The organism is Thiomicrospira cyclica ALM1 (genome assembly GCF_000214825.1).
Classification (GTDB): domain Bacteria; phylum Pseudomonadota; class Gammaproteobacteria; order Thiomicrospirales; family Thiomicrospiraceae; genus Thiomicrospira; species Thiomicrospira cyclica.
Genome location: NC_015581.1, coordinates 208,162 through 234,454, shown reverse-complemented (window position 1 = coordinate 234,454; position 26,293 = coordinate 208,162). Strand labels below are relative to the sequence as shown.

Annotated in this window: 30 protein-coding genes; 8 read left to right on the top strand and 22 right to left on the bottom strand. The window is 44.5% G+C overall.

Going from position 1 to position 26,293, the window contains the following annotated elements:
- Window positions 1–83: 83 nt before the first annotated feature.
- The 11 genes from der to THICY_RS01180 all read right to left on the bottom strand — a co-directional run bounded on the left by der (window position 84) and on the right by THICY_RS01180 (window position 9,111).
- Entirely contained in the window at window positions 84–1,511 is a 1,428-nt protein-coding gene (der, locus tag THICY_RS01230; protein ID WP_013834799.1) for a ribosome biogenesis GTPase Der, read from the bottom strand.
- Window positions 1,504–2,730 carry an outer membrane protein assembly factor BamB gene (gene bamB, locus THICY_RS01225; protein WP_013834798.1) on the bottom strand — a complete coding sequence of 409 codons (1,227 nt, stop codon included), beginning with the start codon at window positions 2,728–2,730 and terminating at the stop codon, window positions 1,504–1,506. The genes der and bamB overlap by 8 nt, the downstream gene beginning before the upstream one ends.
- Entirely contained in the window at window positions 2,727–3,368 is a 642-nt protein-coding gene (locus THICY_RS01220; RefSeq protein ID WP_013834797.1) for a YfgM family protein, read from the bottom strand. Before THICY_RS01220 ends, bamB begins: the two co-directional genes overlap by 4 nt.
- A 3-nt stretch (window positions 3,369–3,371) precedes the next feature.
- Window positions 3,372–4,640, bottom strand: a complete 1,269-nt coding sequence (gene hisS / locus THICY_RS01215) for a histidine--tRNA ligase (RefSeq protein ID WP_013834796.1) — start codon at window positions 4,638–4,640, stop codon at window positions 3,372–3,374.
- Between the two features lie 20 nt (window positions 4,641–4,660).
- On the bottom strand, window positions 4,661–5,053 hold the full coding sequence (locus THICY_RS01210) for a helix-turn-helix domain-containing protein (protein ID WP_013834795.1): 393 nt from the start codon (window positions 5,051–5,053) through the stop codon (window positions 4,661–4,663).
- A 4-nt stretch (window positions 5,054–5,057) separates the two neighbouring features.
- Window positions 5,058–6,215 (bottom strand): bifunctional tRNA (adenosine(37)-C2)-methyltransferase TrmG/ribosomal RNA large subunit methyltransferase RlmN, encoded by a 1,158-nt coding sequence (locus tag THICY_RS01205; protein WP_013834794.1) that lies wholly within the window; start codon window positions 6,213–6,215, stop codon window positions 5,058–5,060.
- An 11-nt stretch (window positions 6,216–6,226) separates the two neighbouring features.
- Entirely contained in the window at window positions 6,227–6,631 is a 405-nt protein-coding gene (gene ndk, locus THICY_RS01200; protein ID WP_013834793.1) for a nucleoside-diphosphate kinase, read from the bottom strand.
- Window positions 6,632–6,736: 105 nt separating this feature from the next.
- On the bottom strand, window positions 6,737–7,063 hold the full coding sequence (locus tag THICY_RS01195) for a HesB/IscA family protein (protein ID WP_013834792.1): 327 nt from the start codon (window positions 7,061–7,063) through the stop codon (window positions 6,737–6,739).
- Between the two features lie 13 nt (window positions 7,064–7,076).
- On the bottom strand, window positions 7,077–7,514 hold the full coding sequence (locus THICY_RS01190; RefSeq protein WP_013834791.1) for an Rrf2 family transcriptional regulator: 438 nt from the start codon (window positions 7,512–7,514) through the stop codon (window positions 7,077–7,079).
- Window positions 7,515–7,572: 58 nt separating this feature from the next.
- A complete protein-coding gene (cysE, locus tag THICY_RS01185) occupies window positions 7,573–8,361 on the bottom strand; it encodes a serine O-acetyltransferase (protein WP_013834790.1) in 789 nt (262 codons plus the stop codon).
- A 9-nt stretch (window positions 8,362–8,370) separates the two neighbouring features.
- The gene (locus tag THICY_RS01180) at window positions 8,371–9,111 is read right to left on the bottom strand and encodes an RNA methyltransferase (protein WP_013834789.1); all 741 of its coding nucleotides are present in this window, start codon (window positions 9,109–9,111) and stop codon (window positions 8,371–8,373) included.
- A 105-nt stretch (window positions 9,112–9,216) separates the two neighbouring features.
- Between THICY_RS01180 and THICY_RS01175 the strand changes: the two genes are divergently transcribed.
- On the top strand, window positions 9,217–10,017 hold the full coding sequence (locus tag THICY_RS01175; RefSeq protein WP_041435253.1) for an inositol monophosphatase family protein: 801 nt from the start codon (window positions 9,217–9,219) through the stop codon (window positions 10,015–10,017).
- On the opposite strand, the gene rimI is transcribed toward THICY_RS01175, so the two are convergent.
- From rimI to THICY_RS01135, 8 genes are all read right to left on the bottom strand, one after another.
- Window positions 10,014–10,511, bottom strand: coding sequence for a ribosomal protein S18-alanine N-acetyltransferase (rimI, locus tag THICY_RS01170; protein WP_013834787.1), 498 nt, complete (start codon window positions 10,509–10,511; stop codon window positions 10,014–10,016). The two genes, THICY_RS01175 and rimI, sit on opposite strands and share 4 nt — an antisense overlap.
- 7 nt (window positions 10,512–10,518) lie before the next feature.
- Window positions 10,519–11,037, bottom strand: a complete 519-nt coding sequence (locus THICY_RS01165) for a hypothetical protein (protein ID WP_083816652.1) — start codon at window positions 11,035–11,037, stop codon at window positions 10,519–10,521.
- A 7-nt stretch (window positions 11,038–11,044) separates the two neighbouring features.
- Window positions 11,045–12,595, bottom strand: a complete 1,551-nt coding sequence (locus tag THICY_RS01160; protein ID WP_013834785.1) for a 2-isopropylmalate synthase — start codon at window positions 12,593–12,595, stop codon at window positions 11,045–11,047.
- Between the two features lie 70 nt (window positions 12,596–12,665).
- Window positions 12,666–13,427 (bottom strand): CDP-diacylglycerol--serine O-phosphatidyltransferase, encoded by a 762-nt coding sequence (gene pssA, locus THICY_RS01155; RefSeq protein ID WP_013834784.1) that lies wholly within the window; start codon window positions 13,425–13,427, stop codon window positions 12,666–12,668.
- An 8-nt stretch (window positions 13,428–13,435) separates the two neighbouring features.
- Window positions 13,436–14,746, bottom strand: coding sequence for a UDP-glucose dehydrogenase family protein (locus THICY_RS01150; RefSeq protein ID WP_013834783.1), 1,311 nt, complete (start codon window positions 14,744–14,746; stop codon window positions 13,436–13,438).
- A 1-nt stretch (window position 14,747) separates the two neighbouring features.
- On the bottom strand, window positions 14,748–16,382 hold the full coding sequence (gene pgi / locus THICY_RS01145; RefSeq protein ID WP_013834782.1) for a glucose-6-phosphate isomerase: 1,635 nt from the start codon (window positions 16,380–16,382) through the stop codon (window positions 14,748–14,750).
- Between the two features lie 37 nt (window positions 16,383–16,419).
- Window positions 16,420–17,304, bottom strand: coding sequence for a UTP--glucose-1-phosphate uridylyltransferase GalU (galU, locus tag THICY_RS01140; RefSeq protein ID WP_013834781.1), 885 nt, complete (start codon window positions 17,302–17,304; stop codon window positions 16,420–16,422).
- Window positions 17,305–17,356: 52 nt separating this feature from the next.
- Entirely contained in the window at window positions 17,357–17,572 is a 216-nt protein-coding gene (locus THICY_RS01135) for a sulfurtransferase TusA family protein (protein ID WP_013834780.1), read from the bottom strand.
- Between the two features lie 63 nt (window positions 17,573–17,635).
- Between THICY_RS01135 and THICY_RS08565 the strand changes: the two genes are divergently transcribed.
- The 5 genes from THICY_RS08565 (at window position 17,636) to soxA (ending at window position 21,430) form a co-directional block, all read left to right on the top strand.
- Window positions 17,636–19,012: a M48 family metalloprotease gene (locus tag THICY_RS08565; protein ID WP_013834779.1), complete on the top strand. Its 1,377-nt coding sequence runs from the start codon at window positions 17,636–17,638 to the stop codon at window positions 19,010–19,012.
- 209 nt (window positions 19,013–19,221) lie between these two features.
- A complete protein-coding gene (gene soxX / locus THICY_RS01125; RefSeq protein WP_013834778.1) occupies window positions 19,222–19,605 on the top strand; it encodes a sulfur oxidation c-type cytochrome SoxX in 384 nt (127 codons plus the stop codon).
- A 29-nt stretch (window positions 19,606–19,634) separates the two neighbouring features.
- Window positions 19,635–20,102 (top strand): thiosulfate oxidation carrier protein SoxY, encoded by a 468-nt coding sequence (gene soxY / locus THICY_RS01120; RefSeq protein ID WP_013834777.1) that lies wholly within the window; start codon window positions 19,635–19,637, stop codon window positions 20,100–20,102.
- Between the two features lie 59 nt (window positions 20,103–20,161).
- Complete coding sequence (gene soxZ / locus THICY_RS01115; RefSeq protein WP_013834776.1) at window positions 20,162–20,473, top strand: thiosulfate oxidation carrier complex protein SoxZ; 312 nt, start codon at window positions 20,162–20,164, stop codon at window positions 20,471–20,473.
- Between the two features lie 93 nt (window positions 20,474–20,566).
- A complete protein-coding gene (soxA, locus tag THICY_RS01110; protein ID WP_013834775.1) occupies window positions 20,567–21,430 on the top strand; it encodes a sulfur oxidation c-type cytochrome SoxA in 864 nt (287 codons plus the stop codon).
- An 87-nt stretch (window positions 21,431–21,517) separates the two neighbouring features.
- Here soxA and THICY_RS01105 read toward each other — a convergent pair whose 3' ends face one another.
- Window positions 21,518–21,916 carry a tellurite resistance TerB family protein gene (locus tag THICY_RS01105; RefSeq protein ID WP_013834774.1) on the bottom strand — a complete coding sequence of 133 codons (399 nt, stop codon included), beginning with the start codon at window positions 21,914–21,916 and terminating at the stop codon, window positions 21,518–21,520.
- Window positions 21,917–21,928: 12 nt separating this feature from the next.
- Window positions 21,929–23,833 carry a dihydroxy-acid dehydratase gene (gene ilvD, locus THICY_RS01100; RefSeq protein ID WP_013834773.1) on the bottom strand — a complete coding sequence of 635 codons (1,905 nt, stop codon included), beginning with the start codon at window positions 23,831–23,833 and terminating at the stop codon, window positions 21,929–21,931.
- 118 nt (window positions 23,834–23,951) lie between these two features.
- On the opposite strand from ilvD, the gene argA reads away from it, so the two are divergent.
- On the top strand, window positions 23,952–25,235 hold the full coding sequence (argA, locus tag THICY_RS01095; RefSeq protein ID WP_013834772.1) for an amino-acid N-acetyltransferase: 1,284 nt from the start codon (window positions 23,952–23,954) through the stop codon (window positions 25,233–25,235).
- The gene (gene rnt / locus THICY_RS01090; protein ID WP_013834771.1) at window positions 25,232–25,873 is read left to right on the top strand and encodes a ribonuclease T; all 642 of its coding nucleotides are present in this window, start codon (window positions 25,232–25,234) and stop codon (window positions 25,871–25,873) included. The genes argA and rnt overlap by 4 nt, the downstream gene beginning before the upstream one ends.
- Window positions 25,874–25,902: 29 nt before the next feature.
- Here the strand turns inward: rnt and grxD are convergent, their stop codons facing one another.
- On the bottom strand, window positions 25,903–26,253 hold the full coding sequence (grxD, locus tag THICY_RS01085) for a Grx4 family monothiol glutaredoxin (protein WP_013834770.1): 351 nt from the start codon (window positions 26,251–26,253) through the stop codon (window positions 25,903–25,905).
- Window positions 26,254–26,293: the final 40 nt, after the last annotated feature.

The following is a 26,293-nucleotide window of genomic DNA, read 5'->3' as shown; positions in this document are numbered from 1 at the left end:
TTTTTTGTCACTTAAAGGGTTAAAAAGCACCTCTTATATTCATTTAAGAGATGCTCTATTACATACTTGAGGTTGTTAGCTTATTAGCGTTGGCGAGGTTGATTTCTTGTTTTTTTGGATTCTCTGTAGCTGGTCAAACGCTTTTTACGATGTAGCTGACGCTGCGATAACTCATTACGATCTGCGTCAAATGGATTCTCACCCACTTTAAACTCAACCATTACAGGTGTACCTTCCCACTTAAACGCCTTCCTAAATACATTTTCCAAATAACGTTTATAAGGTGCCGGGGTCTGATCAACTTTGTTACCATGAATAATGACGCGAGGTGGATTTAAGCCCCCAAGATGGGCGTAACGCATTTTCAAACGACGCCCGCCAACCAATGGCGGCTGGTGGTCTAATATAGCCTGCTCCAATACTCGGTTTAAATCTGCCGTAGAAACCTTATTGGTTGCCGCACGATAGACTTTCTTTATGCTACTAAATAAATCACCAACACCGCTGCCATGTAATGCGGAAATTAAATGGGTTTTGGCATAGCTAATAAATTGTAATCGCAGATCCAGCTCGTATTTAATTTTTGCACGCTGATCGCTATCAAGTCCGTCCCATTTGTTAACAGCTAAAACCAAACCGCGACCGGATTCAATTGCCAGGCCTAGTAGAGTCAAATCCTGATCGGTAATCCCTTCAGAACCATCCATTAGCATCACGACAACATGGGCATCTTGCATCGCTTCTATTGCTTTAAGCACCGAAAATTTTTCAATTTTTTCCGACACCTTTTTACGCCGACGCACGCCGGCTGTGTCAATTAAAGTATAAGCTTGACCATCACGTTCAAATGGCACATAAATACTATCACGAGTTGTCCCGGGCATATCAAATGCGACAACACGATCTTCACCTAGCATCCGATTAATTAGTGTCGATTTACCGACATTGGGTCGACCAATGACGGCCACTCGAATACCAGGATGCTCATCGAGTTCATAATCTTGAGCGAAGATATCGGTCGGCAAGCGGTCGATTAAATCATCAACAGCTTCGGCAACATTATCTCCGTGTGCTGATGATACCCCTATGGGATCACCAAGACCTAGAGCATAGAAATCGGCCGTTAAAACGGCTAAATTGCAACCCTCAGTTTTATTAACCAGTACCTGAACGGGTTTTCCGAAGCCCCGTATATAAATTGCAATCGCTTCATCAGCGGGAGTAATGCCAGCGCGTCCATCGACTAGAAAAAAAATCCCATGCGATTCAGCCAAAGCTTGTTGAACTTGACTCGCCATAAGTGTATCGACACCTAGATCTTCACCGCTCAGACCGCCAGTATCAACCACAATATAATCATAACTTCCGACCTTGCCAGTACCGTATTGGCGATCACGAGTAAGCCCCGGAAAATCAGCTACAATCGCATCGCGGGTTTTGGTTAGTCGGTTAAAAAGAGTTGATTTACCGACATTAGGCCGACCGACCAGGGCTACTATTGGTTTACTCATTTGTGTCTGCTTGCTCGTTTAGCATTGGAAAGTTACCCGTATCGAGCAGATAGCTGACAAGTTGTCCGTTGCGGTCTAGTATAAAATAGCGTTCACCATCAATTGCCGTAGCTAATATCTGACGCCCGCGTTGTAAATGGTCAATATGGTCATAACGCGCCAATAATCGACCGTCAAGGGGTGACAACCAGTGTAAATAACCAAAGCCATCCACAATAAGCATGGCAGCTTCGTCACCAATAGCGACTTCGTTGACATGCCCCGGCAGGCGCCCGACTAGACCCGATTGATTCCATATTTCTGTACCAGAACTCGCATCAATGGCTCGTACAATTTGATCATCACTGGCAATAATAAGCTGGTTATTATGAAGACTGAAGTCTTTGGCACCCGATAAAGGACGGGTCCAAATAAAATTACCCGTCTGGGCATTTATAGCGGCCAAACGCCCGTTATAAGCCAGGGCAAATAGGCGGCCTTGATCGTAAATTAACTGTGCTTGAATATCAACCATACGCTCAAGATCAGTTCGACCACTTGGAATGGCTAAACGCGCCTGCCAAATTGTCTCTCCATTCTGCAAAGACAGCGCCTCAACAAACCCATTCTCGCGGCCAATAAAGACTTGATTTCCTTCGACTAAAACCGGCGCACCACCACGCAGAAATAAGTTGGGCATTTGTGCACTTGCAACCCAAATCGTTTCGCCCGTTAATTTGTTAATAGCAATCACACGACCATCGTTTGTTCTTACTATCACACGGTCATTAGTTAACACGGGGGTTGCTACAATTTCACTATTGACCCGAGCTTGCCAGATAATTCGCCCCGTTTCCGCATGAATGTGCAACAAATCACCTTTCGCCGTACCCAAGTACAATCCACTAGAATCATGCGCCGGCCCCGATATCAGGGGCGCTTCAAACCGAGCTTGCCAGAGCACCTGATCACTGTAGCGAGATTGGTTACTGACCACTAAGGCCGTCAATAGACCAGAGCTAGCGGCAACATAAGCACGCTCGCCGTCAAGATTGATCGCTAAACCACGTCCATCCGCTTGAGAAACTAGATCTAGATTTAAACGCCAATCAAGAGTAACAGGCGCACTGGGAATCCCCGGAACAAGTGGGCTAGGTTCAGGCAGAGTTGTTGGCGTACTTGAACAGGCTACCAGGGTACCTAACAGGGCAACCAAACCAATACGTTTCAATTTTTTCACAGCGCTAAATCATCCTTATATAAACGTACAATGTTTCGCAAGTCTGGTGTTGCCGAAGAATTAGCTAGTACACGTTCGAACGCACGTTGCGCTTGTTCGCTATCACCGGCGAATTTAAATACGAGACCTTGATGATAATCATATTGAGCTCGCGTAGCGGCTGGCATAAGCGCCGTTGCGATATTATCAAGCGTTTGCTGTGCTAATTCGTAACGCTGCGCGTTGATATATAATCTTGTAAGACGTAGTGCCGCTGTGTCCTTAAATGCATTGTCAAGGCGTGCATCAATAACCCATTCCAATGCCGCTTGCGCCTCTTCGAAGTCACCTTGTGCAATATAGTGATTAGCCAGCATTAGTGCGGCCCCGGCTGCGTACGGACTACGGGGGTAATCCTGCATTAAGCGACGCGCCTCGCGAGTCACTTCCCCGAACTGACCGGATTGTTGACTCACTTCTAGCATATCAAAAGTCATTGACGCCGTTGTCGCTTGACTAAGTTGGCTGGACTGCCAATAACGCCAACCAGAAAAGCTCAATACAATAATTAACACACCGCTGAGAAGCCATGTGCCCCACTTATCCCACCAGGCTTTTAATTGAGCTAATTGTTCTTGTTCAGTATCATGGCGACTCATTGCTTATTTCATCCTTGTCGTTAAATGTGTTATCAACTGATTCCATTGAATGGTCTCTTGTGGCACATCCTCTCTTAGTGCTTTTACTTGCAGAGTCTGTGACTGAATTTCATCCTCACCCAACACTAATGCTAACCTAGCGCCAGATTTATCGGCCTTTTTAAACTGACTCTTAAGACCACCACCACCACTGTGCATGGCAACACGTACACCTGGGAAATAGTCCCTAATAGATTCACACAACAATCCTGCCGGTTGGATTGCCTGCTCGCTGCCTACAATCATGTAAATATCGGCATTAGGACGCGTCTTAAAATCAGATTCGGCCAATAGCACCATTAAACGCTCTAATCCCATTGCAAAGCCAACAGCGGGGGTTGGCTGTCCACCAATCTGTGTGACCAACCCATCATAACGTCCCCCGGCACAAACGGTAGCTTGGGCACCTAACTTAGTCGTAGTCCATTCAAAAACCGTTTGATTATAGTAATCTAAACCTCTCACTAAGTTGTCGTTAAGCTGATAGGCAACTCCTAAACCATCAAGCAGTCTACACAATTTGCTGAAATGGGCTTGTGACGCTTCATCGAGGTGATCCGCCAGTCTAGGTGCATTTGCAATCAACTCGCCCATTGCTGGATTTTTACTGTCTAAAATCCGGAGTGGATTACGGTCTAACCGGCGAAGGCTATCTTCATCAAGTTGCTCCAGATGGTCTTTAAAGTAGTCGGTTAAAACAATCTTATATTGAGTACGCGCTTCGGTACTTCCTAAAGAGTTAAGCTGCAGTTCAAAGTCGTCAAAACCTAACTGTTCCCACAACCTTGCTGTAATGGCTATCAACTCGGCATCAACCTCTGCCGCAGAGAACCCAAAAACCTCGACGCCAAACTGATGAAACTGTCGATAACGCCCTTTTTGAGGGCGCTCATGTCGAAACATAGGGCCATAGTAATAGACTTTTTGAGTCTGGTTATAAAGCAAACCATTCTCAATCATTGCGCGAACACAGCCCGCTGTTCCCTCTGGCCGCAAACTTAAATTATCTCCATTTCTGTCATCAAAACTGTACATTTCTTTTTCGACAATGTCAGTTACTTCGCCAATCGCACGACTAAATAATGCTGTTTTTTCAACTACAGGTAAGTAAACCGGTTGATAGGCATACTGCTGAAGAACCTGCTCTGCTGTTTGAATCAAATAGTTAAGAATGGCCGCATTGCCTTGAACATAATCATTCATGCCCCGAATCGCAGTCAGTTTAGTTGCCATAAAAGATAAATACTCTGGATTTAAAAATAACTAAAAAAATACCCGACTATGCCGGTGAATAGCAAGCCCACAATAACGACCCATACAGCCACTCTGATCCATGGAAATAAAGGCTTAGACCAGTCTTCTTTAGCAATAGGCTGTAGTTCGGCTGCTAGCTTTGCAACATCACTCGACTGGAGCTCAAAAGGCGCTAATGACAACCCGACTTTACTTGCATAGTTGCGAACATAACCGCGATCAAATGGTGAAAGACTGGCTAAATCTGTATAAGACTCGATCGCCGTAACCTTATCAACCGTAAGTTTCATAACGTCAGCCATAGCTTCTTTAGTATAGTCTTGTTGAACGCGCGCTTTTTTTAGCGCTTCGCCGATCGTGATAGCTTGAGGTGTGGCTTCATTATCAGTCATAAACTTACGTCTCAAGGTGGTGTTGACTTTGCGAGATCCCGTCAAAATTTATACGATGCAAAGTTCGCTTAGTTCGATCTTTTACCTTACCTGCCAATTGACCACACGCGGCATCAATGTCATCGCCACGCGTTTTACGAATCGTGCAATTAATACCAGCCTCATGTAGAACACGCTGAAATCGGTGTACGCGGTTATTTGATGAGCGTAGATAGGGCGTATTAGGAAAAGGGTTAAACGGAATTAGGTTTACCTTGCAAACCAAATCGCCTAATAATCCGACAAGCTGGTGGGCATGTTCAATTTCATCATTGACTTGATCAAGCATGACATATTCGACCGTTATGTGTTTTTTAGCATGTCCATCCGCAACGTAGCGGCGTAACGCAGGCATTAAGACTTCAAGGGGGTATTTTTTATTCACCGGTACCAGTTCGTCACGCAGCGCATTATTTGGCGCATGCAGAGAAATCGCAAGACTGACATCCACCTCGGCCTTAAGCTTATCAATCGCGGGAACAACCCCAGCCGTGCTAATGGTGACCCGACGCTTTGATAGACCATAGGCATTATCATCCATTAATAATTTTGCTACTGGAAAAACATGTGTCACGTTAAGCAACGGTTCACCCATGCCCATAAATACGACATTGCTGATTTTTCGCTCAGCTTTTGGATTAGCGCCCAATGCTTTATTGACGACCCACATTTGGGCGATAATTTCCCAATTTTCTAGATTTCGGTTGAATCCTTGTTGCGCCGTTGCACAAAATGAACAATCTAGGGCACAACCTACTTGAGATGAAATACAGAGAGTTCCGCGGTCAGCTTCGGGGATAAAAACCGTTTCGATAGAGTTTTGCTGATCTACCTCAATTAGCCACTTAATAGTACCGTCATCAGATATTTGCTCGGCAATAATTTTGGGACTACGAATCCAGGCATTTTGCTTCAATTTCTCCCGAAGTGACTTGCTGATATTGGTCATCAAATCAAAATCACTGACACCCATTTGGTGAATCCATTTCATCACTTGTTTCGCGCGAAATGGCTTTTCTCCAATAGACTCAAAAAAAGTCACAAGCGCGTCGTGATCCATTCCTAACAAATCAATTTTGGAGGACTCAGGTGCGGACAACTCTAAAGCAGTTTCAACAGACATGTGCAACAACCTTAGCTCTGAGAAAAAAAGAAGGCTATTTCGCGCTCTGCGCTCGCCACACTGTCAGAACCATGCACGCAATTAAGACGCGTTGATTCAGCAAAATCAGCACGAATAGTGCCTGGCTCAGCCTGTTCTGGATTGGTAACCCCCATTAAGGCACGATTACGTGCAATAGCATCTTCTCCCTCAAGTACCATAACAATACTTGAACCCGATGTCATAAAGTCAATAAGGGGGTCATAGAAGTCTCTACCAAGATGTTCTGCGTAAAAGGAGGCCGCCTGCTCAGGCGTGAATTGCATCATTTTAAGTTGGACAGGAATAAGACCCTCGCGCTCAAATCGCCCGATAATCTCACCAATCAAATGCTTTTTTACAGCATCAGGCTTAATAATTGAAAGTGTCTGTTCCATCTCGGCTACCTAAAATACAAAAAATGTATTCTATATTAACAACTTTTTGTTTTTTTTTCAGCCGAACTATGGGTTAAGACTCATAAAATGAGTTCATTGGATGGGTTAAACGCTAAAAGACTCACCACAACCACATTCGTCTTTCACATTTGGGTTGCGGAACTCAAAACCTTCATTAAGCAAACTTTCTTTTACATAGTCGATTTCCATGCCGTCAATTGGTGGCAGGCTTTTTGCATCCACATATACATCGATACCATGGTGGGTAAATACATGATCATCAGCACCCGCTTCATCGACGTAATCTACAACATAGGCAAAGCCAGCGCAGCCGCTTTTTTTAGTCGCAACCCGCAAACCGATACCTTTACCGCGCTTTTCAATCATCAACTTTACTCGTTGCGCAGCTGACGGGGTTAGTGTTACTCCCATACGTTCTCCTAACTTATAAGTTCATAGCAATATTAAATCGCTTTGCGGCATGATGCTGGTCGAACAAGGTCTGCAAAGTAACATCTGCTAAAAAGTCACCAATCATTTCACTCAAATCTTCCCACAAATGGTGGGATAAGCATTGCTTTCCTTTGTGACAGTTTGATTTTCCGCCACAACGCCTAACGTCAATAGCCTCATCTACAGCGTCAATAATTTGCCGAATATTAATATCCGTAGCGGCACGACTCAGACGGTATCCACCGCCTGGGCCTCGCGTGGATACAACCAGGTCAGCTTTTTTTAGCTTTGCAAACAACTGTTCTAGATAAGAAAGTGAAATTGCCTGACGCTCAGAAATCATAGCTAAGGTTACGGCGCCGTCATCTTGATAAAGTGCAATATCAATCATTGCTGTGACAGCGTAACGTCCTTTCGAGGTGAGTTTCATGTCAAACCTTCTTCCGTTCTAAATCCAAACATCATAGTATAATAACCTAGCGCTACACTCAACTATTACGTTTTTTCTTCAAATGACCCGCTTGCTCTGGATCATCGGGCTCTAATACGGCACCCGATAGATCTGGCATAGCCATATCAACAGCCTCACCACCGAGCTTTTGAATCTGCGCTGATAGTAATGCAATTTTTTCATCCTGCACCTGAATATGATCGAGCAAACTGTAGATTGCTTTCTCTATTGGGTCGTCGCCATTGGCTGTTATCCCGTAGGCATCAAAACCAATCTTTTCAGCCATCTTAGCGCGCTTATGCTCACTTTCTGTCTTTTTCTTAACAATTCGACCCGGAATCCCCACCACCGTTTTGGTACTGGGCACATCCTTAACAACCACGGCATTTGAACCAACACGCGCATCATCACCAATCAGAATTGGGCCCAATATCTTAGCCCCTGCTCCGACCACAACGCGCTCACCCAGGGTAGGATGGCGTTTGCCCTCTTGCCATGAGGTACCTCCCAAGGTTACTCCATGATACAACGTACAATCATTGCCAACTTCAGCCGTCTCGCCGATTACTACACCCATTCCATGGTCAATAAATACCCTACGACCAATCGTCGCCGCTGGATGAATCTCTATCCCGGTAAACCATCGAGCTACCGTGGCAATCCAACGCGCCAGCCATTTTAAGCCTTTAAGCCACAACCAATGAGCTACCCGATACCAAATAATCGCATGAACACCCGGATAGGTTGTTAAAACATCCCATATATTACGCGCTGCTGGGTCTCGGCTAAAGACACATAGCACATCCTCTCGTAATAATTTAAACACGCTTGCTCCTTACTGGGGGTTAGACGCTTTTATCACCGCGGTTAACATGCCACGCAGTATCGCAATTTCTTTTGAATCGGGCTGGGCTCGATTAAATAACCGTCGCATTCGACGCATAAAACGTTCATGCTTATTGGGATCTAGATAATTAACCTGCAACAGGGCCTGTTCTAAATGAACGTAAAAACCTTCCATGTCCGCATGAGTTGCTGGTTGATAACGATAGCCTTCACTTTGCGGAACAACCGCACCACACGCCATACGACACTCATAAGCAAAAACCTGCACCGCTGCCGCCAGATTTAATGAACTGTATGTTGGATTCGACGCAATATGCCCTAATTTATCACACTGATCTAACTCCTCATTGGTTAAGCCCGAATCCTCACGCCCAAATACAAGTGCAACCCGACCAACATCGGCAGCCCTTACCGCAAACTCACCTACCTCACGTGATGATAGCTGTGGCCAAGCGACTTTGCGCAGACGCGCACTCGCACCGATGACTTGGTGACAGTCAGCTAATGCCTCAGCCAAGGTTGAAACAACCCGTGCTTGATCAAGAATATCAGCCGCGCCTGAAGCACGTGCCGATGCCTCATAGGATGGAAACTGGTTTGGATTCACTAGCACTAAATCGTGCAAACCCATATTCTTCATAGCTCGCGCCACAGCGCCTATATTACCTGGGTGCGACGTAGCAACCAAAACAATCCGAATTAAGGGTAGTGGCTCAAACTGATCCTGCATAATTACCTGCTAAATAGTTTATAATTGCAATATTAACAGTTTAACATTAGGCGTTGCCCTTTGGTTAATCTCGCTCTTTCTTTTACAATTTGGACACTCAAAGTTATGCACCCGATTTTAAATGTTGCCATGATCGCCGCTCGAGAAGCTGGTGAAGTTATTATGAAATACGCTCAAGACATCGACCGTCTTGAGATTACCGAAAAAGACCGCAACAATTACGTCAGCCAAGTCGACCAACTGGCTGAACTCACTATCATCAAAACCATCAAAAAATATTACCCAGACCATGCCATTCTTGGCGAAGAAACCGGTCACAACCAAGTTGATTCACCGATTCAATGGGTTATTGACCCTTTAGACGGCACTACCAACTATCTTCATCAATTCCCCCAATTTAGCGTGTCCATTGCCGTCCTTGAAAAAGGCAAGCTCCAACATGGCGTGGTTTTTGATCCCGCTCGCGATGAAATGTTTAGCGCATCAAAAGGCCAAGGTGCTAAATTAAATAACCGCCGCATTAGGGTAACTGATCAAAAAAGTCTTAAGGATGCCTTATTGGCAACAGGGTTTCCTTATTATCAGTTCGATTATATAGATGACTATCTTGCAACCTTGAAGTACTTTATGACTGAAACGGCAGGGGTGCGTCGTGCAGGTTCCGCCGCTCTTGACTTAGCTTATGTGGCCTGTGGTCGTGTAGATGGCTATTGGGAGTTTAACCTAAAGTCGTGGGATATCGCAGCCGGTATTTTATTAGTTCAGGAGGCGGGTGGACGGTCCAGTGATTTTGCTGGCGGTGATAACCAGCTTACATCAGGTAATGTTTTGGCCGCCAACCCCAAGCTTTTCAAACACCTAGTTCAAGGGGTTAGCAAGCATATTAGAAGCGACTTAAAGCGTTAAAACTCACGTGACATCAGTAGGGCATCTTCTCGGATGCCTCTTGCGCACTGATAATATCCCTTCCTTACCCCGTCTAGCTTAAACCCTAATTTTCGATAGAGTTTTTGGGCGGGCTTATTTGATTCGCGGACTTCTAAAAAAATCATCCGAATCGGTACGTCCTGATGTATCGTGCAAAGGTGCTTTATCATCGCAGTTGCCAACCCCTGACCGCGATGTGTCTGTGCAACACTTAAATTAAGGATGTGCAATTCGTCCAGCACTTGACTAGCGCAAATAAAACCTATCAGTTCCGCCTCGCTGCAAATAACCCAATTACAATGTTTCGCATTCAAAGCCAATTCAAAAGAACGCAATCGCCAGGGCGCAACCGCATTTTGCTGCTCAAGCTCCACCACAGCGTCTAGATCATCCTTGAACATCGGAGTGATGTGCAAGCCTTCCACCAAATTAAGGGGAGACGTAAGATCAACATACACTTGGGGTTGTACCATCAATAGATTACTGCGCAAGTAGGTTTAATGTGACCAATGCTTGATAGCAGCGTTGCTTTGCAGCCGGGCTGTCCCGCAAATCTTCGAGGCTTGGCAAACACACCACGTCTAACCCTTCATTTAGAACCTCAGCCATCAGGTCGTGCTGCCCAAATAAAAGGAGTACCTCGGCATCCCACTCAATTAAGCGATCGACAAGTTCATAACACGCATCGTAATCTTGAAGTGCATTCAGTCCAATAGTACGCAACGGAGCCGACGTAAAGTGAACCATTTGAATATCTTGCCAAAGTTTACTAACACCCGCCCTTAATAAGGCATTGTTATCAACCAAGCCTGTTGCTAGGTCATTAGCATAATCCGCTAGAAGTAGAATGGGGTATTTTACGATTGACCCAGAGGCTTGCATGTGTTTTTTCTCAGTAGTGCTAAATTTGAGTGATGGTGGTTCATCCAGAGGTTTCCACAAGGTCACCCCAAGTTCAAGCCACATCGGGTTTTGTTCAGAAAAGACAATGGACGACAATTGTCACCTATACCGTTTCTTGACGTTGCGGGTGTGCTTTAATGGCGGCATCAGAAAACTTATTCAGCGCATTGATATATGCTTTCGCTGAAGCCGTTACTATGTCCGTATCAGAACCTTGCCCGTTAACGATGCGACCACCTTTTTCAAGCCGAACCGACGTTTCACCTAAAGAGTCCGTCCCATTCGTCACGTTGCTTACTGAATAAAGCTCCAGAGTCGTTTTTGAATTGAGGATTTGCTCAATCGCCTTAAAGGTCGCATCAACCACGCCCCCTCCCATAGCACTGGCAGTAAACTCCTGTCCATCAACGGATAGAGTAATCGTCGCACTAGGTTGCTCACCCATTTCAGCGGCCACTTTCAATGCAACCAATCGAATAGACTCATTTTCTACCCGTTCAATATTGGCTTCCGTTACAAGCGCTTGTAAGTCTTCATCATAAATTTCATGCTTACGATCCGCCAATTCTTTGAAGCGAACAAACGTATCGTTTAACTGCTGCTCTGTTTCAAATTCAACGCCCAGTTCTTGTAAGCGCGTTTTAAAAGCATTACGACCAGAATGCTTGCCTAACACCATTTTATTGGTACTCCAGCCCACATCTTCAGCTCGCATAATTTCATAAGTTTCACGATGCTTGAGCACACCATCTTGATGAATGCCTGACTCATGGGCGAAGGCATTGGCACCCACAATCGCCTTATTTGGCTGGACACTAAACCCAGTGATATTTGAAACCAAACGCGATGCCGTCAAGATTTCCGGAGTATGAATACGCGTATCAACCGAGAAATAATCTTGGCGGGTTCTGACCGCCATAACCAACTCTTCTAGTGCTGTATTACCTGCTCGCTCACCCAAGCCGTTGATTGTACATTCAACCTGGCGGGCGCCATTAGTCACAGCAGCAATCGAGTTAGCCACCGCTAAACCCAAGTCGTTATGGCAATGCGCTGAAAATATGGCTTTATCGGCATTAGGAATGCGCTCTAATAACTGCTTAAATAAATAACCGAATTGGTCGGGTACGTTGTAACCAACTGTATCAGGAATATTTATCGTGGTTGCCCCAGCATCAATCGCAGCCTCAATGACACGACATAAAAAATCGAGCTCTGAACGACCGGCGTCTTCTGGAGAAAACTCGACATTGTCGGTAAAATCTCGTGCTCGCTTAACGGCCCAAACCGCACGCTCAACAACCTGATCAGGTGTCATACGTAATTTCATTTCCATATGAATCGGTGAGGTTGCGATGAAGGTATGAATACGTCCTGAGTTTGCGGGTGCAATCGCTTGCCCCGCTTTGACAATGTCATGTTCAACAGCACGCGCCAAACCGCACACAGTACTATCTTTGATGACCTTGGCAACAGCCTGAACGGATTCAAAATCACCGTCGCTCGCGGCAGGAAAACCAGCCTCAATGACATCTACTCGCATTTTTTCTAATTGCTTAGCGATACGAACCTTCTCTTCTTTAGTCATTGAAGCACCAGGGCTTTGTTCACCATCACGCAATGTCGTATCAAAAATAATTAAATGGTCTTTCATCACTCGTCTCTATTTTCTTGTATGGCTAAAGTTTACGATAAATACGGAATGTCAATTTCATAGCGTTCCATTATTCTGTATCAGTTTTCTGACGCTTTCGTCCTTCTCGTGTCTTACGTATCGTGACAAGTGTCATTATTGGTCCCGATACAGCGTACAACAAGGCTAAACCAAATAAAAACACTGAGGGCTTAATCGTAATAATGACAAATACCGTTACTATCACAAGCAGGGTAACAAACGGTACTTTATCTTTTAAATTTAACTCTTTAAAGCTACTGTATCGCACATTACTCACCATGAGAATACCGCCAGCAAAAGTCAATAATAACGCAACCCACACTAGCCCATCAAAATTAAGATTATTAGCTTCAATCATCCACACCAGGCCTGCTAACACGGCTGCCGCCGCAGGACTAGCTAAACCCTGAAAGTAGCGTTTATCGGCAACCCCAACCTGCGTGTTAAATCGCGCCAATCGCAATGCCGCACCCGCTACAAAAACAAAAGCGACAATCCAACCTAGTTTGCCCAAGTCATATAACACCCATTGATACATCAGCAATGCCGGTGCAACACCAAAAGAAACCATGTCAGCGAGGCTGTCATACTCGGCACCAAACGCACTCGATGAATTTGTCATTCGAGCAATGCGACCATCCAAGCCATCAAATACCATAGCAACAAATAACGCTATAGCGCCATGCATAAACTGACCATTCATTCCCGCAATAATGGCATAAAAGCCTGCAAATAATGCCAAGGTGGTGATCAGGTTAGGTAACCAATATATACCGCGCTCTGTTTTAGCTTGCTCTAAAGGTTCTTGCATAGTGTTCCTTACACTTCTTCACCACGACCCACGCCAAAATAGCGAAACCCATGAGAAACCATCATTTCAGGGTCATAAATATTGCGACCATCAAAAATAATCGGTCGCTTCATTAACTGCTTCATTTGTGCGTAGTCGGGACTCCAGAATATTTTCCATTCTGTCATAATGATTAAAGCATCGACGCCTTCAAGAGCCGCATACATATTATCAACTAATTCAACTTGCTCTGCACCTCGCCAATGATCTGAAAAATCCATCATAGCTTTGGGATCGTAAGCTTTTATTTGAGCACCTTGTGCACAAAAGGCTTCAATGGCTTTCACACTTGGGGCGTTTTCAACTGTAGCGGTATTGGGTTTAAAAGACAGACCCCACACTCCAATTTTAATGCCGCGCAAATCATTATCAAAGAAACGCCATGCTTTACGGAACAACACTTCTTTTTGGGTTTCATTATTTGATAAAACGGTTTTTAATAGGTCAGCATCATAGCCCATTGTTTGAAGGTTTGCGACCAGCGAACGCACATCAGCTGCAAAACTTGGCCCGCCAAACCCACAACCTGGGTACAAATAATTAAAGCCTATACGGTGATCTGAACCCAGACCCTGACGAACTTCTTCAAAATCAATATTAAAATGCTCAGCATTGTTAGCCAGTTCATTAACTAGACTAATGCGTGTTGCCAATAACGCATTGACTGCGTACTTTGTGTATTCAGCGGCACGTGTACTCATGACCTTAATCTGATCTGTTACACGATTAAAAGGCCTTACCAAGTCACGCATAACCCTTATACTAGCTTCACTTGATGAACCTAGAATGATGCGATCCGGACGCATAAAATTATCAATTGCAGAGCCTTCGCTCAGAAAATCAGGCATTGCAACCACCGACACTCCAAAAACCTCGCCTCGCTCGGCTAATGCCAATTTTAACTTGGCCTCGAAACGATCTGCCGTACCAACCGGAAATGTGCTTTGATTTACCACCACAAGGTCTTTTTTAACTTTTTGTCCGATAAGATCGATGATTGCTTCGGCTCGGTCCATTCGCCAGGAAGGTGTTGCAATGATTAAAACATCGGCATGTACCAAACCCTTTTCCCAGTCTGACTCAAAATGCAACCGCTGGTCAGACTGCTGCTGAGCCAATAAGTTAGCCAACCCCGGCTCTTCTCGCGGTAGTACACCCGCCTCCAAATCAGCAACCTTAACAAACCCAACAGGTAGAGCCATAACTTGGTTACCCACTTGCGCCAAAGCGCCTGCTGTAACCAATCCAGTCAGCTCGCATCCATAAACTGCTACTTTCATATTACTTTACTCGCTTCATTAAGGCTTGTGTCGAGGCATCAAACGAGGCTAAAGGTGCGTCCTCAGCTAAACAAGCGTAGGTTTCTTTTGCAATTAGTTTACCTAATTCCACCCCCCATTGATCAAAAGGATTAATTTCCCAAACGACGGACTCAACAAATGTTTTGTGCTCGTAGAGTGCCACCAACATCCCAAGTGTTTTTGCCGAAAGGGTTTTTAATAGAATGGTGTTGGAAGGCTGGTTACCTTCATAGTGTTTATATGGGCTATTAAAACTTGCTTTTAAACTATCAGGAATCGCCGCGTCGCCTAACATCAGCACACGAGACTGAGCAAAACAATTTGCCAAGGCTAAATGATGCTGCTTAAGTAATGAGGCATCTTTATCGGCGCCTGAGTAACGTTCAAAATCATCACGCTCTACAGGCACGATAAAATCACTCATCACTGCTTGGGTACCTTGATGAAGCAACTGATAAAAAGCATGCTGTGCATTTGGACCGACCTCACCCCACAAGATAGGACAGGTTTTATAAGGCACCTTATCGCCATTACGGTTAACCGACTTGCCATTGCTCTCCATTACCAACTGCTCAAAGTAGGATGGTAAGTACTTAAGTCGCGCATCATAAGGCAATATCGCCTTGGCATTAATATTTAAAAAATTAATATTCCAAACATCAACCAACCCCATAATGACCGGAATATTTTCAGCCAAAGGCGCTGTCGCAAAGTGCTCATCCATCAAATTAGCGCCTTCAAGCATTTGATAAAAACCCTTCATGCCAACCTTTAGTGCGATCGGAAACCCAATCGCTGACCACATGGAATAGCGACCACCGACCCACTCCCAAAACAGTAACTGGTTTTCCTCTGGAATACCCCACTCAAGCATTTTATCTGGACGCGTAGACACGCCAATAAAATGTTGAGCCATCAGTGTTCCTGAACGCTCAATACGTTCTTCTAGCCAATCTTTGGCCGTTTCTGCATTTGATAGCGTATCAATGGTTGTAAAAGATTTAGACGCTAAAACAAACAGTGTAGTTTCTTGATTCAAGGTGTTAAGCAAATTAGATGTTTGAGTACCATCAATCGAAGAGACAAAATGTAACCTGACCGGGGACTGCTGAACCTGCAAGGCATGAGTGACCATTAGCGGCCCTAAATCAGACCCACCAACACCAATGTTTACCACATCTGTAATTGGCTTACCGCTATAACCCCGCCAATGCCCTGCACGAATTTTATTAACGATTTTAGCCATCTTATTAAATTGGGATTCTATCTCTGGCTGGACCTTTGCCGCTAAACCCGAAGCTGGCGCCCCTTGCAATCCGCGTAAAGCTGAATGTAGCGCTGGGCGAGCTTCGGTATCATTAACAATGTCACCGGTAACCAAACGCTCAATCCATTGCGCCATACCTTGCTGCTCCGCTAAAGCAAGCAGGCCATCCAAAACCTGGTCATCGATTCGATTTTTAGAATAATCTAAATAAAGTTCATCGAGCTCAATAGAATAGCGCTCGGCACGATCTGGCTGAGCTTGAAACCAATCTTGCAAATGTTTTGTTGCAACGCCAGACTCCGCTAATGCCATTAATGCTTGCCATGCCGATGATTGATTTACCACCATACACCCCCCCTTGGGATCCTGATTTTGCTTATACAGCCTATTTAAAGCTGGCCACATCTAATTGTTCTAAATAGGCTTGAAATGATTTACCTAGCACAGCATCTCGAAGCGCATATTCCACATTTGCTTGTAAAAAGCCTTGCTTGTCGCCGCAATCGTAGCTTTTTCCACCACTAAACTCATAACCAAACATGACCTCTTCATTGAGCAAGCTCGCCATAGCATCGGTTAATTGAATTTCACCAGCAACACCCGGCTTTGTTGTTTTTAAAAGCTGCATTAAGCGTGGCGTAAAAATATACCGGCCAACGACCGATAAATTTGAAGGTGCTTCACCCAGCTTTGGCTTCTCAACCAATTGATTTATCCGTAAATCAGGGTCTTGCACGCCGGCAATACCATATTTATGCACCTGGTCATCGGGAACCTGCTCAAGTGCAATCACGCTGGTATGAACACGCTCGTAACTCTGCGCCATTTGAGCCAAACACCCTTTTTTTGGGTGATACATCAAAACATCTGGCAGTAAAACGGCAAACGGCTCGTCCTGAGCAATAATATGACTCGCACATAAAATAGCATGACCAAGACCTAGAGCTTCTGGCTGCCTTACGCTAATAATATTGATACCTTTGGGTGAAATTTGACTAATGGCCTCGATCCGATCATGCTTGGCGGACTCAAGAAGTTTGGCCTCAAGCTCATAATGAGTGTCAAAATGATTTTCTATCGCATTCTTGCTAGAGTGAGTCACTAAAATGATGTCAGTGATACCCGCCTCAGCGGCTTCATGTACAATATACTGAATCAATGGTTTATCGACCACAGTCAACATTTCTTTTGGTATCGCTTTGGTCGCCGGCAAAAAGCGCGTCCCCAATCCCGCAACAGGGATAATGGCTTTGGTTAATTTCTTATACATATTATCAATCCAGTGCGTTAAATTTACGGTATTTTATCGTTTCTCTGTTCAATTACGAACGATTAATCTGCAGGGTAATGTGTGGCTCTTCTGATAGAACGTGACATTCATATTTGAACTTACGGCAAAAAGCTGGGAAGTCGCTAAGTGCGCCAGGATCATCGACGAAGACCTCAAAGCTCGCTTCGCAAGGGAACTCAGCGAGTGTCTTTTTAAACCTGATCAATGGCATCGGGCATTTTAATCCAATTAAATTCACTTTTTGCATCACTATCTTCCTCACTAATACTTCCTATAATAGCGGATAGTAAAATATTTTAAATGAGCGGTTATGCAAAAATTATTTCAACTCGTCATTCTGTCGCTTGTTTTCTTATCATCATACGTGCACGCACACACAGCGACTCAAAACTTGCCTGACTTAGGTTCACCAGGCCTAGTGCTCTATGATCGCAATATGGAACTCACCTTGGGGCGGGCATTTTTGACCGCGCTCCATACCGAATACAACATGACAAATGATCCCTATGTCCTCGCCTACATTCGTCGAATTGGAGAAAACATAATTGCTCATGTTCCCGACGGACGAAACTACCGCTTCTTTGTAATTGACCGCCCAGAAATTAATGCCTTTGCGGGACCTGATGGCATCATAGGCATTAATACCGGCTTAATTTTGGCAGCGGCGAGTGAAGATGAACTAGCATCTGTCATTGCCCATGAGATAGCGCATATTACTCAAGAACATCTATCTCGACGCTTTGAACAGTTTGAACAAGGCAATATAACAACTCTTGCTTCGCTTTTGGCTGCCATTCTTATTGGAACTCAAAACCCGTCTGCGGGTATTGCAACTTTTATTGGTGGCAACAGCCTCGCGATTCAAAACCAATTGCGTTTCTCAAGAATACACGAGCATGAAGCTGATAGCATTGGTATTCAACTACTGTCCAAGGCCGGCTATAGTCCCAGCGCCATGTCACGCTTTTTTGATCAACTCCATCGCCAGCATAACCACACCAACCGCCCGCCTGAGATTCTACTTACACACCCAGTTACTGAACGAAGGACGGCATTAGCAATGGCTCGAGCGGAGCAATTACCAGTGCAACCTGAACAACGACTAAACCTAAAACTGATACAAGCTCGACTCAACCCTGGCCGTATCGAAACAAAAGGACTGTCAGCAGCCAAGCAAAACTCACTCATCTGTTACCAAGCCTATTTAAAAGCACTAAATACCCCAGACAGTATTGATCAACTAAGTTGCCTCGATACAGCCATAGCAGAACACCCCAACAATCGCCTGCTAAAAATCGCAGCAGCCGACATAAAAGACCGAGGACAGGAAACTCCAGAACATTTAAAAGCGTTAGCAATCATTTACCCACAAGACAATGCACTTGCCAATACGATTGCACAGCATCTTATAGATAATCAAAAATTAGATGATGCAATAGTCTACTTAGAAGGACAACGTATTCAATCGAATCAAAGCATTGAACTACTTGCAACTATTAGCGAACTTTATATGCAAAATGATAAAACCGCACATGCACTTTATTTCCAAGCTGTCAGAGAAATAGAGATAGGGAATATAGCTCGCGCGAAGCACCTAGTTAAACAAGCAAAAAACCATACTAAGAACGAAACAGAATTAACAAAAAAAATCAAAGACTTAGAGCAAAAAATAGCAAAGATATCATGAAAATAAAACACCAGAAAAGCACCCATGTATAGAAATAATCTTTCAAGCTATTAAATAAAACTATAGCTAAAGACTTTAAAAACACTTGCTTTTAAGTATCAACTCCGTAAGCTTATAAACCAAGAGCGAATATTCATTTTGCAGCTCAGTCAAAGAACCCCAAAATAGACATAAACTGGGGTCGAATAGAGGCACTTTAGGAGGAGAGAATGGGTCATTCTAAATTAAAGCGTGTTTTAGGTACGCTTGCTGTATCAGCAATGCTAGCATCGCCAATGGCTGTGTCGGCAAATGAGGTTTCTGAAGAAGAAATGAAACAACGTGTTGCTCAAGGTAAAGAACTTGCCTGGAATCGTGCACAAGGCAACTGTCTTGCTTGCCACATGATGCCAGAAGGGACTTCGCCAGGTAACATTGGGCCAGCACTCATTGCAATGCAACTTCGCTACCCTGATCGACAAAAACTTTTTGATAAGTTATGGGGCGTTAAAGAAACTGAAGTTAAGTACAGCATGATGCCATTATTCGGTCGTCATGGTATATTATCTGATGAGGAAATTAACCTTATCGTTGACTACCTATACACCCTATAAATCAAACTAACCTAGGAGTTAAAATAAATATGAAACGTAGATCATTTTTGAAAGCTACTCTAGCTACTGGTGCCGCTTCTGTTGCAGTAAGCGCGGGTCTTTTAACGCCTGCTACTGTGTTAGCTAGCTGGAATAAGCAAGCTTTCGAAGCAAAAAATGTTAATGATGCATTGACCGGTGTTTTTGGTTCTTCAAACGCAGCATCATCTGATGATGTTAAATTAACGGCTCCAGCAATTGCTGAAAATGGTGCTGTAACACCAATCACAGTAGATGCTTCAGGTATGAGCGGTGTTGAATCTATCGTAATCATTGCATCTGATAACCCAAATCCACTAGTTTGTGAATACAAATTCTCTGGCGCGGCTCAAGGCTTTGTATCAACGCGTATCCGTATGGGTAGCACGCAAACTGTAATGGGTGTTGTTAAAGCTGGCGGCAACCTGTTCAAAGCTGAACAAGAAGTTCGCGTAACTATCGGTGGTTGTGGCGGTTAATTCCACCCAACATATTGCTAATTAACGACTTTAACAAATTTATTTAGAAGGAATAATCGATGTCTATTAATATCAGAACTCGTGGTCAAGTCCGTGGTGGCGTTGCTGAAGTTAAATCACTAATTCGTCATCCAATGGAGTCTGGCGCACGTATGGACCAGTCAACTGGCAAGCCATTCCCAATGAAACTTATTACCAACGTTGATGTTAGTGTTAACGGTAACCGTGTTGTTGACGCTCAGTGGTCAGCAAACATTTCTACCAACCCTTACATGCACGTAAACGTTGCAGCAAATTCTGGTGATGAAGTAACTATCAACCTAGTTGATAATACAGGTGAAACCGGGTCTGAAACCTTTACCCTACGTTAATTTGTAGATAAAAGCGGGGCTTGCCCCGCTTTTTTAGCTTAGACAATATAATAATCATAAAAACAATTAAAGCTCTTTTGTGGAGGATTCAAAATGAAGAAGACACTTTCAAGCGCAATAGCTCTAGCTATGACCGCATCATTTGGAGGCCAAGCTATTGCAGTTGAATACAACGCAACAGCTGAAAAAAGTCGTATGGATTTGGTTCAATACTTCCAAGCAAAACATCCAGACCGTCCATTCGAAGATTATATTAATGGCATTTATGGCTACGATGAAGATCGTCGTATGCAATGGCAAGCTGAAGAAGAGTTTCCTCAGTACATGGACTTTGTTGAACGTGGCGAAGAGTTATTTAACAAAGACCTAAATGCTTACATGGGCTGTATGGTTGGTTCTGATCAGGGTGTCGCCAATATCCGTCCTAGCTATCCTTACTTCAACGAAGATCTTCAAGCTGTTGTAACACTTGAAGGTGATATTAACCGTTGCCGTACTGAAGCTGGCTTAAAGCCTTTTGGGTGGAAGCGTGGTGATATTGCTCATGTTGGCGCTTACCTAGGTTATGAAGCTCGTGGTCAGAAAATCAATGTTGTGATTAATTCACCCGGTGCGGCAGCAGCATTTGCGGCTGGTGAACGAGAGTTTATGGAACCACGTGGTCAACTTGGATTAGCTTGTGCAAGTTGTCACGTTTACAACGCATCTCGTAATGCTCGTTCTGACATCCTCTCCCCAGCACTAGGTCATGTATCTCATTTCCCAGTGTGGCGTGGTAAGTGGGCTCGTGCGTCTGGTGACGGTTTAGGTACGCTTCACCGCCGCTATGAGGGCTGTCACAAAAATATGCGTCACACAGCTCATAAGGTTCAGGGTGAAGAATATCGTAACATGGAGTTTTTCCAGGCTTATATTTCTAGTGGTTTAGAAATAAATGCACCAAGCTACCGTCAGTAATATTATCTGACTCAATAAAAAACCCGGAAGTTTCCGGGTTTTTTATTGGATTAATTTTAAATAAAACCGCTGAATCCAGCGAACTTCTTAGCCTAACAGCTGCTCTCCTTCATGCAACCAATCAAAACCCTGTCTTACCCAGCGTTCAATAGCTAATAAAAGCTCTGGATCATTCAAACCCAATTTTTGCGCAATCTGAAACACTTTTTGCTGTTCTTCAGGACCAAAGTGACCATCCTTATAGGACAACTTTATTAACTCTTGTAAAACAATGACCTTCGCTTGCTTACTATCAACAATAGATATTAAATCGTCTATAGAATTAGCTCCGTGATTTTCTAAATCCAATGTTAAATTATAATTGCTAGCTAATTCTTCCAAGTACTGCAGCTCTTCAGCGGATACATCATTATCAATTCCAGCCATAATGACGGCTAGATCTAATAATGCCTGACGCTGTGCTTGACTAAGACGATCTACAAACATAAAACTGCGCTCCTATTTTTCAATTTGTTCAACGCGTCTAACAGCGCCAAAAGCGGCACTGGTTGTCATGGCGGCATAGGCACGCAAAGCGGCAGACACGCGACGCTCTCTGGGATGCTCTGGCTTCCAAGCTTTATCGCCTTTAGCCAACATTTTTTGGCGACGCTGAGACAGTTCATAATCGCTCAACTTAACATTAATCGATCGGTTTGGAATGTCGATTTCGATAATATCACCCTCTTCAACCAACCCAATATTACCACCTTCAGCCGCTTCAGGCGATGCATGGCCAATTGACAAACCAGATGTGCCTCCGGAGAAACGACCGTCTGTTAGCAGCGCACAGTACTTACCAAGACCCTTCGATTTTAAATAACTTGTAGGGTAGAGCATTTCTTGCATACCCGGTCCACCTTTTGGCCCTTCGTAACGAATAAGAACCACGTCGCCCTTTTGAACTTCGTCCCCTAGAATCGCCGCTACAGCCGCATCTTGACTCTCATAGATTCGAGTTGGGCCACTAAAAACGCGAATCGTTGAGGTTGGCACACTGGTCGTGTATTGAAGCTGCTCCACTTCCAGCATACTTTCATCAATACCTGCCGTTTTAACAATACAACCATCCTGAGCAATATTTCCAAACAGAACTGCTAAACCGCCATCTTGTGTGTAGGCGTGCTCAACTGAACGGATACAGCCATTTTCATAATCACTGTCAAGCGTTTTCCAGCGCTTATCTTGACTGAATGCCTGTGTCGTTCTGACATTTCCTGGTGCCGCCAAATAAAACTTTTTAACAGCTTCAGAAGGATTACGGCGGATATCCCATAGCTCAAGAGCCGCGCCCAGGGTTGATGAGTGGACGGTATAGGTATCCGGGTCTAATAGCCCGCCACGATCCAGCTCGCCTAACAAGCGCATAATCCCACCGGCGCGGTGGACATCTTCCATATGATAAATTTTAGAGTTAGGAGCAACCTTGGATAAACAGGGCACTCTACGAGACATGGCATCAATATCTGACATCGTAAACTCTACGCCCGCCTCATGTGCGACAGCAAGCAGGTGCAACACGGTATTTGTTGAGCCACCCATAGCAACATCCAACGCCACGGCATTTTGAAAGGCGCTAAAGGTCGCAATCGAACGGGGCAACACCTTGTCATTGTCTTTCTCATAGTATTCTTTGGCAATTTCAACAATGCGCCGACCCGCCTCTTCAAACAAATGTTTACGATCAGCATGGGTAGCCAACGCCGATCCATTGCCAGGTAAGGCCATCCCCAACGCTTCTGCCAAACAGTTCATGGAGTTTGCGGTAAACATACCGGAACAAGAACCACAGGTTGGACAGGCTGAAACCTCGACAGACTCAACCTCTTCATCGGTAACCTTGTCATCAGCCGCCATGACCATGGCATCAACCAAATCCAGCTTGATGGTTTGTCCACCAATCACGGTTTTACCAGACTCCATCGGGCCACCAGACACGAAAATCGTCGGAATATTTAAGCGCATCGCCGCCATCAACATCCCGGGCGTAATCTTGTCACAATTGGAGATACACACTAAGGCATCGGCGCAATGCGCATTGACCATATACTCAACCGAATCGGCAATCACCTCACGAGATGGCAAAGAGTACAACATCCCGTCATGGCCCATAGCAATACCATCATCAACCGCAATGGTATTAAACTCTTTTGCTACACCACCAGACTGTTCAATGACCCCAGCAACAAGTTGACCAAGGTCTTTCAAATGCACATGACCTGGAACAAACTGGGTAAACGAGTTCGCAATCGCAATGATAGGTTTCCCAAAATCCTCAGAATTCATCCCGGTAGCACGCCATAGTGCACGGGCTCCTGCCATATTGCGACCATGTGTACTGGTTCTTGAACGATATGCTGGCATAGTTTCTCCTTAAACAAACGCTTAGATAATCAAACTTTTCGTTATTGCTTTGCTATACTTAAAAAAGTCTGTAGTTGTTAAAAATACTTTTAACATTTTCTCATAATTACGAAATCTCATGAAACAATCTGAACTTGATTTTCTTAACAATCTTCGCCAAGCTTCTGACTACGTTGCCCAGCATCGTGGCAAAGTCTGTGTGGTCTACTTACCGGGTGAATTGTTAGAGCATCGTGAACAACTGCAAGAATTTGCCGAGGACATCTCGCATCTTAATGCACTCGGACTAAGGTTGATTATTGTCATGGGTGCAACCTTACAGATTAATCAAGCCCTTGAACAGGCTAACATTGTTTGGTCAAGTCATCACCAGATTCGAATTACCTCACCTGAAATGTTGCCGATCTTACAACGCACCATTGGTGAGGTACGTAGTATGCTTGAGGCCGCCTTTAGCCGCCAGCAAACCCACCACCCTTTTCCATTAACCCTCTGCTCTGGGAACTGGGTTATTGCTAAGCCTAGAGGGGTTATTGATGGTATTGATTACCAACATACCGGCCTTATTCGCAAGATTAACCAAACGGCCTTGCAAGCGATACTAGACTCCAATCAAATCGCGCTATTAACACCGCTGGCCTATTCGTTAACAGGCGAGGTGTTCAACCTAAACACCCTTGAGCAGGCCTGCTGGGTCGCGAGCAAAATCAAAGCCGACAAGCTGATGGTCTTCACCTCTAGCGATCAAATGGCAGACCTGCCTAAACAACTCAGTTTGGCGCAACTATCGCATTGGCAGGCAAAGAACACAGATCAAGCCGATCTCATTCAATGTCTTACAAATAATGCCCAGCAAGTCAAACGCATTCATCTTCTCAATGAGTCGGATCCGACCAGCTTATTGATTGAACTCTATAGTCGTGACGGCATAGGTTCGCTGGTATTTACCGACCGCTATCACGAAATACGTCAAGCTCGGATTGAGGATGTTAGTGGCATTATTGATTTGATCAGCCCTCTAGAACAAAAAGGGATGCTGGTGAAACGCTCTAGAGAACGTCTCGAGCTTGAGATCAATCAATTTTTTGTTATCGAACGTGACAGCCATATTTTAGGCTGTGCGGCGCTTTACCATCACTCGGGTTCGCAAGCCGAACTTGCCTGCCTAGCCATTGATCCCAATTACCAGGGACAGGGCTTAGGTGAAGAATTAATCAACTTCCTTAGCCTTAAAGCAAAGGAGCAAGCGATCACGCAATTATTTCTGCTCACCACGCATACATACCACTGGTTTATCGAACAGGGATTTGTATTAGCCAGCCTAGATGAACTCCCGCCCCCAAAACAACAACTTTACAACTTTCAACGTCAATCTAAAGTACTTATTAAAGCCCTAACATGACCCAATCTTGCGCAGAATCATTTAGTGTCACTCAAATCAGAGACCGTTTTCGTGGTTTTCTGCCCGTTGTGGTCGATGTTGAAACAGCTGGCTTTGACCCCAATAGCCATGCTTTGTTACAGGTAGCCGTCCTGCTACTCGAGATGAATGCGCAGGGTGAGTTAATCACGGGAGCTTTGTTCCAGGAAAATATCTTACCATTTGAAGGCTCAAAGCTTGATCAAAGTGCGCTGAAGTTTAATGGCATTGAAGATCCTTATCACCCGTTCCGGGATGCCAAATCTGAACGAAATGCGCTTGAAAAACTGTTTCAACCGATCAATTCCGCCGTTAAAGCCAGTGGTTGCACGCGTGCCATTTTAGTAGGCCACAATGCGATGTTTGACTTGAACTTTATAAAACATGCGGCAGAACGCAATAAAATGAAGTCGCCATTTCACCAATTTAGCACTTTTGACACCGTGTCTTTAGCAGGTTTGGTTTATGGAGAAACCGTATTAAGTAAAGCCGTTAAACTAGCTGGATTTGATTGGGATCATGAAAAAGCACATGAAGCCGCTTACGATACGCTGCAGACAGGCCGACTGTTTTGTAAAATTGCGAACCAATGGAAACTGGCTAAGCCTAGTCGTGCTTAACTAGGCTCATTAGCGCAAAATCTGATAAATCAAGCTTGATCTACCTTGGCATTAGCCGCCGCCATCAATGTTTTTAATTCACCACTTTCAGCCAGCTCTAGCGTAATATCACAGCCGCCCTGCAACTCACCATCAATATAAAGCTGAGGAAAGGTTGGCCAATCTTGGTATTTCGGTAAAAACTGATAAATACCCTGATCAGCCAAGACATTTACAAATGCAAACTTCTCCCCCGTTTCAACTAATGCCGCGGCGGTACGACTCGAAAAACCACACGATGGCATTTGTGGAGTGCCCTTCATATAGAGCACGACAGGGTTATTTTTGACTTGCTCATCAATTTTAGCCAGTACGGTTTGTTCATCAATTTCAAAACTCATCCTAAACTCCTTGGTAATTTCCTAGTAAAATGCTTGGTTA